The sequence below is a fragment of the Bernardetia sp. Wsw4-3y2 genome, from assembly GCF_037126295.1.
Classification (GTDB): domain Bacteria; phylum Bacteroidota; class Bacteroidia; order Cytophagales; family Bernardetiaceae; genus Bernardetia.
The window spans coordinates 1,269,253-1,282,888 of sequence record NZ_CP147017.1 but is presented as its reverse complement, the minus strand read 5'-3'; the positions used below and the strand labels follow the sequence as shown (position 1 = coordinate 1,282,888).

14 protein-coding genes are annotated in these 13,636 nt (G+C 31.6%); 6 read left to right on the top strand and 8 right to left on the bottom strand.

Features of this window, described 5'->3' with window-relative positions; translation table 11 throughout:
- Positions 1–112 precede the first annotated feature (112 nt).
- The 6 genes from V9L05_RS05070 to V9L05_RS05045 all read right to left on the bottom strand — a co-directional run bounded on the left by V9L05_RS05070 (position 113) and on the right by V9L05_RS05045 (position 6,575).
- Positions 113–712, bottom strand: coding sequence for a hypothetical protein (locus V9L05_RS05070; protein WP_338814623.1), 600 nt, complete (start codon positions 710–712; stop codon positions 113–115).
- Between the two features lie 9 nt (positions 713–721).
- Positions 722–1,354, bottom strand: coding sequence for a hypothetical protein (locus V9L05_RS05065; RefSeq protein ID WP_338814622.1), 633 nt, complete (start codon positions 1,352–1,354; stop codon positions 722–724).
- 58 nt (positions 1,355–1,412) lie between these two features.
- Positions 1,413–4,307: a class I tRNA ligase family protein gene (locus tag V9L05_RS05060; protein ID WP_338814621.1), complete on the bottom strand. Its 2,895-nt coding sequence runs from the start codon at positions 4,305–4,307 to the stop codon at positions 1,413–1,415.
- 221 nt (positions 4,308–4,528) lie between these two features.
- The gene (locus V9L05_RS05055; RefSeq protein WP_338790008.1) at positions 4,529–4,696 is read right to left on the bottom strand and encodes a hypothetical protein; all 168 of its coding nucleotides are present in this window, start codon (positions 4,694–4,696) and stop codon (positions 4,529–4,531) included.
- Positions 4,697–4,807: 111 nt separating this feature from the next.
- Positions 4,808–5,632, bottom strand: a complete 825-nt coding sequence (locus tag V9L05_RS05050) for an IS5 family transposase (protein WP_338812825.1) — start codon at positions 5,630–5,632, stop codon at positions 4,808–4,810.
- A gap of 136 nt (positions 5,633–5,768) precedes the next feature.
- Positions 5,769–6,575 (bottom strand): nicotinamidase, encoded by an 807-nt coding sequence (locus V9L05_RS05045; RefSeq protein ID WP_338814619.1) that lies wholly within the window; start codon positions 6,573–6,575, stop codon positions 5,769–5,771.
- 193 nt (positions 6,576–6,768) lie between these two features.
- On the opposite strand from V9L05_RS05045, the gene V9L05_RS05040 reads away from it, so the two are divergent.
- The 3 genes from V9L05_RS05040 to V9L05_RS05030 all read left to right on the top strand — a co-directional run bounded on the left by V9L05_RS05040 (position 6,769) and on the right by V9L05_RS05030 (position 8,046).
- Positions 6,769–7,182, top strand: a complete 414-nt coding sequence (locus V9L05_RS05040) for a hypothetical protein (protein WP_338790010.1) — start codon at positions 6,769–6,771, stop codon at positions 7,180–7,182.
- 95 nt (positions 7,183–7,277) lie between these two features.
- Entirely contained in the window at positions 7,278–7,697 is a 420-nt protein-coding gene (locus V9L05_RS05035; protein ID WP_338814618.1) for a hypothetical protein, read from the top strand.
- A 13-nt stretch (positions 7,698–7,710) separates the two neighbouring features.
- Positions 7,711–8,046, top strand: a complete 336-nt coding sequence (locus tag V9L05_RS05030) for a hypothetical protein (protein ID WP_338790012.1) — start codon at positions 7,711–7,713, stop codon at positions 8,044–8,046.
- Between the two features lies 1 nt (position 8,047).
- Here V9L05_RS05030 and V9L05_RS05025 read toward each other — a convergent pair whose 3' ends face one another.
- Positions 8,048–8,389: an MGMT family protein gene (locus tag V9L05_RS05025; protein WP_338790013.1), complete on the bottom strand. Its 342-nt coding sequence runs from the start codon at positions 8,387–8,389 to the stop codon at positions 8,048–8,050.
- 108 nt (positions 8,390–8,497) lie between these two features.
- Here V9L05_RS05025 and V9L05_RS05020 point away from each other — a divergent pair, with 108 nt between their 5' ends.
- Both V9L05_RS05020 and V9L05_RS05015 read left to right on the top strand, forming a co-directional pair.
- Positions 8,498–9,880 (top strand): ATP-binding protein, encoded by a 1,383-nt coding sequence (locus tag V9L05_RS05020; protein ID WP_338814616.1) that lies wholly within the window; start codon positions 8,498–8,500, stop codon positions 9,878–9,880.
- Positions 9,852–10,541: an RloB family protein gene (locus V9L05_RS05015; RefSeq protein WP_338814615.1), complete on the top strand. Its 690-nt coding sequence runs from the start codon at positions 9,852–9,854 to the stop codon at positions 10,539–10,541. The genes V9L05_RS05020 and V9L05_RS05015 overlap by 29 nt, the downstream gene beginning before the upstream one ends.
- A 49-nt stretch (positions 10,542–10,590) precedes the next feature.
- Here V9L05_RS05015 and V9L05_RS05010 read toward each other — a convergent pair whose 3' ends face one another.
- Positions 10,591–12,711, bottom strand: coding sequence for a LysM peptidoglycan-binding domain-containing protein (locus tag V9L05_RS05010; RefSeq protein WP_338814614.1), 2,121 nt, complete (start codon positions 12,709–12,711; stop codon positions 10,591–10,593).
- Between the two features lie 203 nt (positions 12,712–12,914).
- Between V9L05_RS05010 and V9L05_RS05005 the strand changes: the two genes are divergently transcribed.
- Complete coding sequence (locus V9L05_RS05005; protein ID WP_338814613.1) at positions 12,915–13,607, top strand: DUF2461 domain-containing protein; 693 nt, start codon at positions 12,915–12,917, stop codon at positions 13,605–13,607.
- The last annotated feature ends 29 nt before the right edge of the window (positions 13,608–13,636 follow it).

The window sequence follows — 13,636 nt, the reverse complement described above, 5'->3', positions numbered from 1 at the left end:
TGATATGCGAAATTACATTCCATGTTGCATAAAACAATGATGCAAGCCATTTTAAAATAATGAAAGGTGTTGGTCTAGTTTTTTTATGAAAGTCATTTTGTATTGGTAAATATCAGGGGCGAAAAGGATTTGAAATATATTTTGAGCTTGAACTTATTTGTGGAATTTTACTTTTAAAGTCTTTTAGAATTTCATTTGTTTTAGCTATTTCTTTACTTTCTGTATTAGCATCATAAATTCTATCTTTCGAAAAATATAAAACTCCCTCATGATGAGAATTAAGAACCCAGTTTAAAGTTTTATCCCAAATTATTTCATCAGAAGCGAAAAAAATGCCGTCCCAAAATTTGATTATCATTTTCCAAGTCAATACAAAGGCATGATTTTTTGAGCAAGTCCAAATTACTTTTGTATCGAATTTAATTCCTCGTTGATAAAGCCATTTTTTCACCTCTTCACGTGTCTTTGCATCTGCAAATATACAATCTGTTTCTTTGAAATAATCACTATTATCCAAGAATAAAAATTTTTGAGAGAATTCAAAATCCCATAAAAAAGCAGACGCTTTATCGTTCAATGGAATAATTTGGTCTTTAAATTCTTTATATAGTTCTCGTTCATCTTCTAACTCAAATTTCCATTTCAAGATATGAGTAGAAAGAGGAATAGCAAATTCTTCAATATTTTCTAATGTTATCTCTTTATTCTTCATAGTATTTTTTTATTCTTCGATTTCAAAAACTCTATTATAGCCTTCATTAAAGTTTATATAAACACTATCATTTGCTACATTAATATTTTGTATATCCTTTTTTTTTAAGTGTTTATATGTATCACGTTTAGTAAATTCCACATCATTTCCTTCACTTATAACCTTTACAGAATGACCAGAATAAAAATATCCAATTCTAGTTTTAAAAATAAAATAATTTTTGTCTAAAAAGTAATAACCAGATTCAATACCACCACCACAACTATTAAGAAAACTCAAAACACCTTTCTTGTCATAATTGTAAATTTCATAATCAGACTGTTTATATACAGGTACATGTGTTCGTAATGGCTCATAAAAATCATACGGAAATACGAGAGTAGGGTGTTTATCAGTAGTAAAAATAATATAGGAAATCAACAAAGCAACAGCAATATAAAAGGTAGAATACAATCTTACTAAAAGTTTAAGTACTGGTTTGACATTGAGAGCAAACATTGAAATGCCACTTCCAAAAAGAAGAATTAGCAATGTCATTTTTGCATAGCTATTCAATCCAAAATTATAGCCATCAATGATAAATAAATTTACCACTAAAATAAGTAGAATGATGAAGTGAAATTTGATGAGTTTATTTTTCATAAGTGTTTCATAAAACGAACGGTTCGCTCAAAGCGAACCGTTCGGTACGGTAAAAATATTAAATCACAATATTTACAATCTTCTTAGGAACTAAAATAAAACGCTTCGGAGATTTTCCTTCTAACCATTTCTGAACTATTTCAGCATCCAAAACTTGTTTTTCGATATCTTCTTTTGGAGTTTCTAAAGCAAAGGACATTTTAGTACGAACTTTTCCATTTATCGAAATTGGATATTCAAATTCATCTTCTTTCAAATAACTCTCATCATAAACTGGAAATTCTGCTTTTACAATAGAAGTTGTTTTTTCTAAAGCAAGATGCCAAAGTTCTTCTGTAATATGTGGCGCAAAAGAAGAAAGAATAACCAAAAAAGGCTCTAAAATCTCTCTTTTGTAGCATTTCATAGCTGTAAGTTCGTTTACACAAATCATAAAAGCACTTACAGAAGTATTCAGAGACAAACGTTCGATGTCATCTTCTACTTTTTTGATGGTTTTGTGAAGTGTTTTGAACTCTTCTTTTGTTGGTTTTTCGTCATTCAAAACCAAATCGCCATTATTGTCATAGAATAAACGCCAAACTTTTCTCAAAAACTTCTGAACGCCATCAATTCCACTTGTATCCCAAGGTTTTGAATATTCCAAAGGCCCTAAAAACATTTCATACAAACGAAGAGCATCGGCACTATATTCTGAAACGACATCATCAGGATTGACAACATTATGAAGACGTTTAGACATTTTTTCTACCTGCGAACCACAAACAAAATTGCCGTTTTCTTCTTTTATAAATTCTGCATTTTCTGTTTCTGGTCTGAATTTTTGATATTTTTTAATATCCAAAATATCATCTTTTACCATACTTACAGGAACATGTAGAGGACTAATACTGATTGCTATATTTGCTGGAATAGCTTCATGTCCTGCAACTTGATTGATTCCTTCTATTTTTTCGGCATCAGAAGTTAATTTTTCTACTTGGTGATAAATTCCTTCACTCAAATATACTTGGAAACCACTAATACGATAAATCAAACTAGATTTTCCTTGAATCATTCCTTGGTTAACCAATTTTTTAAATGGCTCATCAAAATTCAAAAATCCTTTATCGTGTAAAAACTTTGTCCAAAAACGAGAATACAGCAAATGACCTACTGCATGTTCTGCTCCACCAATATACACATCAACTTGATTCCAATAATCTACGGCTTCTTTTGATGCAAAAACACGCATATTTTGAGGGTCGGTATAACGCAAGAAATACCAAGAAGAACCTGCCCACCCCGGCATTGTGGTAAGCTCATAAGGATATTTTCCTTGATAAGTAAATGCTTCTGCACGTCCTAGAGGTGGTTCGCCTTCTGCTGTTGGCTTGTAACTATCCACTTCTGGAAGCATTAAAGGCAATTCAGAATCTGGTAATGTGTGAGGAATTTCATCTTTATAATAAATCGGAATCGGTTCTCCCCAATATCTTTGACGACCAAAAGCTGCATCACGCAACCTAAAGTTTATTTTTCCTGTTCCAGCTTTTTTCTCTTCTAATTTTTTGATAGCTGCTTGAATGGCATCTTTTATAGATAGTCCATCCAAAAAGTCAGAATTCATTATATGTCCTTCTTTTTCTGTGTAGGCTTCCAAAACATTTCCGTTTTCGTCTGTTTGAGTTTCTTTGATGACTTGAATAATATCCAAACCAAAATGAGTAGCAAAACGAAAATCACGTTCATCAGATGAAGGAACACCCATCACAACACCAGTTCCATAACCCGAAAGAACATAATCAGCCACCCAAATAGGCGTTCTTTTTCCAGAAATTGGATTGATTACATAACTTCCTGTGAAAACTCCTGAAACTGTTTTTACTTCTGTTTGGCGTTCACGTTCCGAACGGTTTTTAGCAAATTTTACATAATTTTCTACGGCTGCTCGTTGCTCTTTTGTGGTAAGCTCATCAATGATTTCAAGCTCAGGTGCAAGGGCAATATAAGTAACTCCATAAATAGTATCAGGGCGAGTAGTAAAAGCGATGAGTTCTTTTAATTCTTCACTCTTTCTATTATTTGGATTTTCTTCAATTTGAAAACTAAGTTCTGCACCATACGATTTTCCAATCCAGTTTTTTTGCATTTCTTTGAGCGCATCCGACCATTCTACTTCTTCCAAGCCTCTCAAAAGACGATCTGCGTAGGCTGTTGTACGCATCATCCATTGAGGCATTTTTTTTCTTTCTACTGGATAACCACCACGTTCTGAAAGTCCGTCTTTGATTTCGTCGTGAGCCAAAACAGAACCTAATTCTGCACACCAGTTTACGATAGCTTCCGATTTATACGCCAAACGATATTTTAATAAAACGTCTGATTTTTCTTTTTCTGTAAAATTATTCCATTCCTCTGCTGAAAAAGAAGGTGTATCATCATCACAAGCTGCATTTATTTTTTTGTTTCCCTCTTTTTCAAAAATGGTAATTAGTTTTTGAATTTCTTCTGCTCTTTCTGTATCGTTATTATAAAATGATTCGAAAAGCTGTTTGAAAACCCATTGTGTCCAACGGTAATAATCAGGATTTGAAGTGCGAATTTCTCTTGACCAATCAAATGAAAAACCAATTTTATCAAACTGTGATTTGAATGTTTGAATATTTTGAGCCGTTGTAATGGCTGGATGTTGTCCTGTTTCGATGGCGTACTGCTCAGCAGGTAAACCAAATGAATCAAAACCCATTGGATGAAGAACATTAAAACCCTTCAAACGCTTAAACCTACTCAAAATATCTGAAGCAATATAACCGAGTGGGTGACCAACATGAAGCCCAGAACCAGAAGGATAAGGAAACATATCTAACACATAATATTTTGGTTTTGTAGTATCATTTTCAACTTTATAAACCTCTTTTTCTTCCCATTGCAATTGCCACTTGGGTTCGATAAGGCGTGGATTGTATTCCATTTTGTCGTATTTTTTCTGTTTGTTAAGAGTAAATGTCGTTGGTGAGGACACCAACAACGGCAGGTAAAGATTATTTTACCTTATATACCTCAAAGGTACTAAGATTTTCAAACATACGAGTTTTTGTTTAGATTCGTATGGTAATAAAAGACAACAAAAAAAACTGTTACTTTTTACAAAAAGTAACAGTTTTTTTAGATTTATTTATTGAATGGTTACTATTAATTACCCTTACAACACTCATATTCAGGACTACCTGGCTCTGGTTGATATAAATAATTTCTTTTAGGACAAGCGACATAAGTGCAATTATAATATCCACCTTTAATTTGTTTTACTTGTGCTGTTGAAATAGCAAATTTTCCGAATTTTTTCTTGAGATTTTTCATTAATACTAGAGTTAAGTTTATGAATTTATTTAGGTAAAAGCTACATTGTTATAGCTTGATACAATAATAGGTATAATATTTTTAATGTTGAAATAATTACATTGAAGTTGTTTAAGAATGTTTTTTTCTAGTTCTGGCAAATATTAAAGTAAAGGCTAAATAGTGTAAACTTTGCCACGTATGAATTTTAGTTTCGTACCTCATAATTAAGGCTTTGAAAGCATCTAACCACGCATTAGTTCTTTCAATAACGAATCTCAATTCATACATTTCTTCATCTTTAAATGGTTGATTATCAAGGTCTTTTTTATTTCTTTTATTAAAATCTATATTATCTACAATATCTAAATGATTACAAAAAGAACGAAAGGCTTGTGTATCAAAGGCTGCATCAGCATTGAGAAAAATTCCTCCTTCTCTAATTTGAGAAGCATTCAAATCATCTATCATAGATTGCATATTTTTTTCAAGTTCAAAAGCATCGTGATGATTGCCTGCTCTTGGAACAGACATCGCTACTGGAATACCATTTTTATCCGTTAGAAAAAGTGCATTGGTTGTTTTTCCTGCTTTTCTTTTGGAATATCCAATACCTTCTCCTCCTCGTTTAGCTGAAGTGTGGCTGCCGTCTAGCTGACAAATAGAAAAATCTAATTCTCCACGATAATCTTCTAAATACTTGATCCATAATTTCTTCCAACTTCCTAATTTTGACCATTTATTATAATGGTAATATACTGTATTCCAGCTAATTGATAAGTTTCCGAAAAATTGTTTCATAGGAAGTTCTCGCCATTGACTCCCTGATTTTAAGCGATACACAATGGCTTGGATAATACGCCAAAGAGCTACTTTTATACGACGACCTTTTGTAAATTGATGTAAATAAGGTAAAATATTTTCGGTTATAAATTTTTTTGATAAGTTTACGTACATAGAGGGAAAAATAGTTAGATTGAAAATGTGATGATTTACAAGTATAACTATTTTGACCTCTTTTTAAAAAAATAAATCACCATTCTTAAACAAGTTCATTGTTTTTAACAGTTAGATCTATAATTTTTTTTATTTTCTATAATTGTACATCATCACTTTTCACAAACTTAACTCCTAATTCCTTTGCTTTTTGATAAATAGGTTCTCCCAAATGCCCCAAATTTGGAATATCAGACATACAATCTTCTAAAACGATTATTTTTTTGGCTAATTTTGGTGCGTAATCCATAATCTGTTTCAAACTTGTGGCAACACAATGTGACTTTGCTTGTCCTGCTAAATACACATTTTCATACTCATTTAAAGAATCTAAAAGTGATTGATTAAGCTGTGTTTCTGGTCGGTCTTTGACAGGAATTTGAGCTTGAAAAATACCAAAATGTTCGGTAAGTGGGTATGTTCCTTTTGTTACAGCTTGATATTGTTTGTACTGATTGTTTTCTTTATTTATTTTTATCCATTTTTCTAATGCTTTTGATAGAGTTTCATCTAGTGCAGCTCCTTTTGAACCAATCAAACAATGAGTTGTCCAAATAAAATGAGGAAATTCACCTTGTGCTTCTAAGTTTTTTAGGTATTCTTTGGTTTCCTTTGGGTAAAAATTAGGAGTCCATTTTCCATCTTCTACTTCTTTGAGCGTAATTTGAGTAAAAGGATTTGGTTCATCTCCAGTTGCATCTCTCCAAAAAGAAGGATGTGAAATATCGTTTACTGGATGAGTATCAAGTGTTACACAAATATGGTCTAATTGTGTTGCATTTGTTGTGATAAAATCAGAAAGACGCTGAATGTCATTTTCTGCATTGGGAACATATAAAGCACCAGCAGGATTACAAAAATCATATTGAGCATCAATTATCAAAAGTGCATTTTGTTTTTTCATTTTTGAGAAATTTAAAATAGTTTGTAAGGGTAAAAACAATGATTAAGAAATACTTTTATTTAGGATAACGTAAAAAATACACTAAGGTTTTGGCTACTTTAAAAAAACGGAATATTTTTTTTGTAGACTTACTTGCATAGTTTTTGAGATTCAAAAAAGAAACTTAAATCTCACTATAATCCCTTTTAATGAAATGAAAATAGAACTAAAAGATGAAACACAAACTGTTTTTTTTCAAATTGAACATTTGAGTGATAAAAATATTATTCAGACAACTTGGATAGCAGATGGTATAACAGTAGACCAAATAAAAGATGGAGCTATGATAATGTTAGAACAACTAAAAAAGAATAACACATCTTTGATTTTGAATGATAACAGGAAAATTACAGGGGCTTGGGATGAGGCAAATGAGTGGATTGCAAATGAGTGGATGCCCAAAGCAATAGAAATAGGAGTGAGAAAATTTGCTCATATTATTTCAGATGATATATTTGATCAACTATCTGCTGAGTTTATGCAAGATAACAGCAAAAAAGTGGAAGGAGAATTTCAAATGCGTTTATTTGATAATTTAGAAGAAGCTGAAGAATGGCTGTTAGCATAATTTTTGTATGCTAGTTTTTGTGGCAATATTATACTTCCATTTATTAAAAAATATACTTATTTTTCATTTTATATATTAACTTCAATTTTATCGAAATGAAAAAAGAACTAAAAGACGAATCCCAAAAAGTCTTTCTGCAGATTGAACAATTTACAGATAGAAATATTATGTATTCAAACTGGATTGGTACTGATTTGACAATCGCCCAAATAAAAGAAGGTGGAGCATTAATATTAAAAGAATTGGCACAACATCCTACTCCTTTGATTTTAAATGATAACAGACAAGTAGTCGGAGGTTGGGATGTGGTTGTGATAGATGCTTGGATTGCAGATCATTGGATGCCACAAGTAATAAAAGCAGGTGTGAAAAAATTTGCTCATTTATTACCTAATGAACTATTTACAGAACTCTCTGCCGAATTTATGAAAGATAATAGTGAACAACTAGAAGGAGATTTTAAGTTGCGTCTATTTCATAATCAAGAAGAAGCTGAAAAATGGCTCGCAGAATAAAAAATAAAAAACTATGACAAATAAATCTCAATTTCTTTCTTATTATTTTAGAAAAAATATTTCTTTTCTATTTATTATCTTTTCATTGTTTCTCTTTAGTGGAACTTTAGTTTCGTGTGGAGGAAGTAAAAAAGGCGCACAAGCCAGCGAACAAGAAGCAGGAAAGAAGAAAAAAAAGCCCAAAAAGTGTAAAGACGAAGGCTGTAGAGTAAGAATGTCACACTATCACGAAGGTTCAGAATTTAAAGGTAAACGAGGCAACTTCTTTATGCGACTTTTTACACCTAAAGAATCCAAATACGGACAGGGAAGATATAGAAATCATGGTTGGAAAAAAGGAAAAAAATAGCTTATAAAAGTTCCATTTGAGGATTCCAAAATATTTTGTCAAAATCCTGTATTTGGTCGTTTTCTACTTTTATATTTTCAGCTTCCAAAAGCTCTTGCATTGTAGTAGGTGTTTCGAAATGATGTCTGCCTGTCAGAAGTCCGTTTCGGTTAACTACTCTATGTGCAGGAATTTTTATATCTTTTTCTTGATTAATTTTTACACAATTATTCATTACCCAACCTACCATTCTTGCACCTCGTGTATGTCCCAAAAACTTGGCAATCGTTCCATAGGAAGTTACTCTTCCTTTTGGGATTTGTAAAACTACATCTATTACGTCGTCTTGGAAAGTGGTTTTCATAATTTACTGTGTTTATGTGATTTTTTTACAAGCTATTAAAAAAATAAGTGATTAATTTTTGCATTCAAATATATATCTATATATTTACGTGAAATAATCACAACAATTATGCTTATACGTTTTATAGTAGAAAATACATTCTCTTTTGGAGAAAAAAAAGAGTTTACCACAATTTGTTCCAACAATCATATTAAAACTCTCAAACATCATAAATATAATTTTGACGGATTAAACCTTCTTAAATTATCTTCTATATATGGTGCAAATGGTGCTGGAAAATCTAATTTAATTAAAGCCTTAGCTTTATTTCAAGATTTTGTAGTAAACCAAAAGATGACCTACACACTTAAACAATCTGCATTCAAATTCAACCCTAAATCTACTCCACAAAGTTTAGCCATTGAGTTTATTGAGCAAGATACTCCTTTTTATTATGGAATTGAATTCATTGGAGATATAATACTATCAGAAGAATTATATATTTCAGGATTAGGAAACAAAGATGATAAATTAATATTTCATCGCACTACTGATAAGGATAAAAATATAGAAATGATATTTTTAGACGAATTTGAAAATGATGAGAAAAGTCAGATATTAAAATCTGTTTTGATTGATGATAAATTAATAAAACATAACGAAACAGCATTAAAAATTTTAGCTAATAGAGAAAATAGATTTTTACAAGATATTAAGAAAGCGTATAATTGGTTTGAGTTTACACTCCAAATTATAACTCCTGACTCTCGTCCTACCGCACTTGCTCACACAATAGAAACTGATGAAAAATTTGGACGATATGTAGAAGATATTATTTGCTCATTAAACTTAGGAATTAGTTCTCTAAAAACGGAAAAAATAGATATTCACGAATTTTTCGGTAAAGATAATCCAGATGATTTGGAGAGAATATTAGAATTAATTGATTTATCGCCTAGTAATGCTGTTGGGGCAAGAAAAGAAATGAAAGGAGCTGAAACTATTTTTATAAAAGAAGGAGATAAAGTATGGGCTAAAACTCTCAAACTTGAGCATAAAGGAAAAACATCTAAAAAATTGTTATTTGAACTAGATGAAGAATCAGACGGCACAATACGATTATTAGATTTTGTACCAGCATTTTATGAGTTAATTAACCATAATGGAGTGTTTTTGATAGATGAAATTGAAAGAAGCATTCACCCTCTTTTGATAAAAGAATTAGTTAGAAAATTTTCTTTAGATGAAAATACAAAAGGACAATTAATTTTTACTACTCATGAATCTAACTTATTAGACCAAGAAATTTTCAGACAAGATGAAATTTGGTTTGTAGAAAAAGATAGTAGTGGTTCAACTGATTTATATTCTTTAAGTGATTTTAAAGAACACAAGACTATAGACATACAGAAAGGATATTTAAATGGACGCTATGGTTCTGTTCCATTTTTAGGAAATTTAAAAGATTTAAACTGGCATAACTATGATACAGAGAATCAATCGGAGATTTGAAAGACAACTTCCTAGTAAGAAAGCAAAAAGTATTTATATTTTTGCAGAAGGTCGTACAAGAGAAGAACAATACTTCAATTATTTCAAGGAAATTGATTCCCGTATTAATATTGAGGTTTATAAACTAGATAGTGAAGAAAACAATTCTCCACTAGGTTTGCTAGAAATAGCTAAAATAAATATTATTGGAACAAAAGATAACCCACCTCATTATTCTTTTCAAAAAAATGATGAAGTATGGATAGTTATTGATGTAGATAAAGACAGAGATGATTCTAGAAGTCCACAAATAGAAACTATTATAAAGGAATTAAAAGAGTTTGAAAATTGGTTTTTTGTTCAAAGTAACCCCTGTTTTGAAACATGGCTTTACTATCATCAAGAATCAGTTTTACCTCCTTTGAATGAGGAATTAGAATATTGTCCAGCTTGGAAAAACTTAGTTAATGAGATAATATTGGGAGGGTTTAATTCTAGGAAACACTCAATATACATTGGTAACGCAATTCAGAATGCTGAAAACAACTTTTTATTAGATGAACAAGGTAAAATAAAAATAGGCAGTACAGAAGTTTTTAAACTTGGAAAATCTATTCTACCTTTAGTAAAAGATAAAATACAGAAAAGATTTGACGAGGTAGAAGAAGAGAAAGCAAAATAAAAAATAGAGAAATAAGAAAATCATTCCTCTACAAAACATAATAATTTTTCTAACTAAAACTAATCCCAGCGTCTAATACTTTTTGAGGGCGAGTACGAACTCTTGCATCGGTTGCATTGGCTATAATTGTTTGGATTACTCGTTTTTCATCAATATTTTTAAGAGCAACTAATGAAGTAATTCCTGTTTGTCTAGCTACCTGTTCCATTGCAGGCGCAAAAATACGTAATGCCCCTGTAAGTCCTTGGTTTACAGCTAAATCTATCAAGACAGTTATTCCTCCTGCTGAATTTATGAAATCAGTTACAGGTTCACGATTTACATCAACTCCATTTGCATTGAGTGAAATTTTGGCTCTAAGTGCAGGTTTTACATATTCTTGTACGGCTGCCAAAACTTGTAATTTTGCTACTTCAATATTTTGTCCTGCTCTTACAAATACGCCATGTAAAACTTTATCAGCACGAATATATTTTTCGGCATCTGTTCCTACATAACGTTTTCCATCTGGTGTAAAGACTACCATACTTGCAGGTTCGTATTTATCGTTTTTGTAAGTATATTCTACATCAATTCCGAATCTTCCGAAGGCTTCTTCAAATAAAGATGGATTTCTGTCTTTGATAAGTGCCATCATATTTGGAAATGTTCCTCCACCTGTTTCTCCAGCAAATTGAATGAATCCAAAAGAAAAAGCAGCTTTATCATAACTATTGATAGCATCAAACTTTCCTTCATTTTTAGATACAAATTCTAGAGCCTCAGCAAGCTGACGAGACAAACCAACACTTTCATAATAAGCAGCAGGAATGTCATGAACAACTGTTCCTGAGTACGAAATTCCATACGGATAAACACTATAATTACTTCTGACAAAGTTAGAAAAACTAACTTTTTCTAGATTTCCTCTATGGTCTTTATAAGTAATATCGTATTTAGTATATTCTCTCAATAATTTATAGGTTACATCATTTGGATTGATAAGTCCATTAGAATAACCTGAAGCTCCAATTAAAGAAGATTTTCCTGCCCACCAATCAATTTTATTTCTTCTTTGGAAATTATCAATTGCTGAAATGGTAGCTTGAATTTGTGAAAGACCATCAACAGAATTCATATAATCTAACTGCACAAAGCGTCTTTGTACTTTCTCTACATCAGCTTGACGGTTTGCACCACCACGTCCAACGCTTGCAGAAAGTCCACTTCCAAAAATTTGAACACCATTTATTGCATCAAGATTAATAACTTCTTTTTTATTTTGTTCGTATTTTGAAATATTTCCTGTTTTGGGAACAGAAGAAGAGTTATCTCCTTGTCCATTACCCCCTCCACTACTTGAGTCTCCATCAGAATTATTATTTCCTCCACTACCAGAATTATAATTTGTTGTTTTGACTTCTTTAGTAATCATCAAACGCTGACCTAATGAAAGGGCATTTGAGCTAAGACCATTACTTTCTTTGATATCTTGAACAGAAACATTATATGCCATTGCAATTCTATACAAAGAATCTCCTGATACAACGGTATGATAAATAATTTTGGGTGCAGCTTGCGTAGGTTGAGGATTTTGAACAGGAGCAGCCTGAGAAGCTACTTCTGGTTTTTCTTCCAAGTAAAGCATCTGTCCAATACGCAAAATATTACTATCTAAATCATTGATACTTTTCAAATCATTTACAGAAACACCTACTTTTTGAGAAACTCGCCACATGCTATCTCCAGCCTGTACAACATAACTCGGACGAGGTGTAAAAACAGGAGCTTTTACAACTGTTGGCGAATTGGTTTGAACAGTAGGCGTAGCAACAGGTGCAGTATAGTTACTTCCACCACTTACTCTAAGTTGCTGACCAAGTGAAAGCGAATTTGAAGAAAGATTATTTAAAGCCTTTATCTCATTTACAGAAATATTAAATTTTGTAGCAATTCTCCAAAGTGAATCCCCAGCCTGTACAGTATAAACAGAAGTATTTGGCGAAGAAGCTGTAGCTGTATTTCCACTTCCATACGAAGGAGAATCTACACTTACTTGCAAACGCTGTCCTAATGAAAGACTAGCATCTGACATATTATTAAGTCTTTTAATTTCATCTACTGAAATTTGATATTGCCTAGAAATTCCCCAAAGTGTGTCTCCACTTTGTACTGTATGATAATTTGCCATTCAAAAAGAAGTATAATGCTTAAAAAGTAAGAGTTAGATAAATTTTAATAACTCTGATGGTAAGATACGTATTTTTTTGTTTTTTGAGAACAGAATTTTCAAAACTTATTTTATTTCATTAAAAAAGATATGAATCTTAAACCTAATTGTTTGAATTCTGTTTTGAAAAGGTAATCTATTAATTGCCAACTAAGCTATCAAAAATGAAACTTACCCTTGATTTCCTCAACCAACTACATCAAAACAACGATAGAGATTGGTTTAAAGAACATAAAAAACAATATGAAGCTGCAAAAGCAGAATTTGCTGTCTTGATTACAGCCCTTTTAGAACACTTTACAAACAAATTAGATCCTGCTTTTTCTACACTTACAGCAAAAGATTGTATTTTTAGATTAAACAGAGATATTCGTTTTAGTAAAGACAAAACACCTTATAAAACATATTTTGGAGCAGTTTTGCATCCAGATGGCAGAAAGACAGAAAAACCTCTTTTCTATTTACATATTGCCCCAAATAATAATTCGTTTTTGGCTATCGGAGTTTTTCAACCCAATAAAGAATATATCAAAAAAATTAGAGAAGAGATTGATTATAATGCTGACGAACTAAAAGCAATTTTTGATAAAAAAGACTTCAAAAAATACTTTGATAGTTTTGCAGAGATGGAAAATGGAGTTTTGAAAACTGCGCCTCGTGGTTATCCAAAAGACCATGAAAATATAGAACTTCTTAGATTAAAACACTTTATTGTAGAAAAAACAATTACAGATAAAGAACTTCTATCTGATGATATTGCTGAAAAACTAGCTGAAATAGCCATTACAGGACAACCTCTGAATGATTGGTTGAATGTGGTTTGGCAGGAAGTAGAAGAAGTTGGAAGTAAGCATTAGAAATACAGTTTGACCACAGAGGAGAGAGA

Bases quoted from the DNA above. Each gene is read 5' to 3' on its own strand.
- V9L05_RS05025 (WP_338790013.1), bottom strand. From the start codon at position 8,389: ATGAAAACCACTTTCCAAGACGACGTAATAGATGTAGTTTTACAAATC.
- V9L05_RS05005 (WP_338814613.1), top strand. From the start codon at position 12,915: ATGAAACTTACCCTTGATTTCCTCAACCAACTACATCAAAACAACGAT.
- V9L05_RS05065 (WP_338814622.1), bottom strand. From the start codon at position 1,354: ATGAAAAATAAACTCATCAAATTTCACTTCATCATTCTACTTATTTTA.
- V9L05_RS05020 (WP_338814616.1), top strand. From the start codon at position 8,498: ATGCTTATACGTTTTATAGTAGAAAATACATTCTCTTTTGGAGAAAAA.
- V9L05_RS05050 (WP_338812825.1), bottom strand. From the start codon at position 5,632: ATGTACGTAAACTTATCAAAAAAATTTATAACCGAAAATATTTTACCT.
- V9L05_RS05055 (WP_338790008.1), bottom strand. From the start codon at position 4,696: ATGAAAAATCTCAAGAAAAAATTCGGAAAATTTGCTATTTCAACAGCA.
- V9L05_RS05010 (WP_338814614.1), bottom strand. From the start codon at position 12,711: ATGGCAAATTATCATACAGTACAAAGTGGAGACACACTTTGGGGAATT.
- V9L05_RS05030 (WP_338790012.1), top strand. From the start codon at position 7,711: ATGACAAATAAATCTCAATTTCTTTCTTATTATTTTAGAAAAAATATT.
- V9L05_RS05035 (WP_338814618.1), top strand. From the start codon at position 7,278: ATGAAAAAAGAACTAAAAGACGAATCCCAAAAAGTCTTTCTGCAGATT.
- V9L05_RS05040 (WP_338790010.1), top strand. From the start codon at position 6,769: ATGAAAATAGAACTAAAAGATGAAACACAAACTGTTTTTTTTCAAATT.
- V9L05_RS05060 (WP_338814621.1), bottom strand. From the start codon at position 4,307: ATGGAATACAATCCACGCCTTATCGAACCCAAGTGGCAATTGCAATGG.
- V9L05_RS05070 (WP_338814623.1), bottom strand. From the start codon at position 712: ATGAAGAATAAAGAGATAACATTAGAAAATATTGAAGAATTTGCTATT.
- V9L05_RS05015 (WP_338814615.1), top strand. From the start codon at position 9,852: ATGATACAGAGAATCAATCGGAGATTTGAAAGACAACTTCCTAGTAAG.
- V9L05_RS05045 (WP_338814619.1), bottom strand. From the start codon at position 6,575: ATGAAAAAACAAAATGCACTTTTGATAATTGATGCTCAATATGATTTT.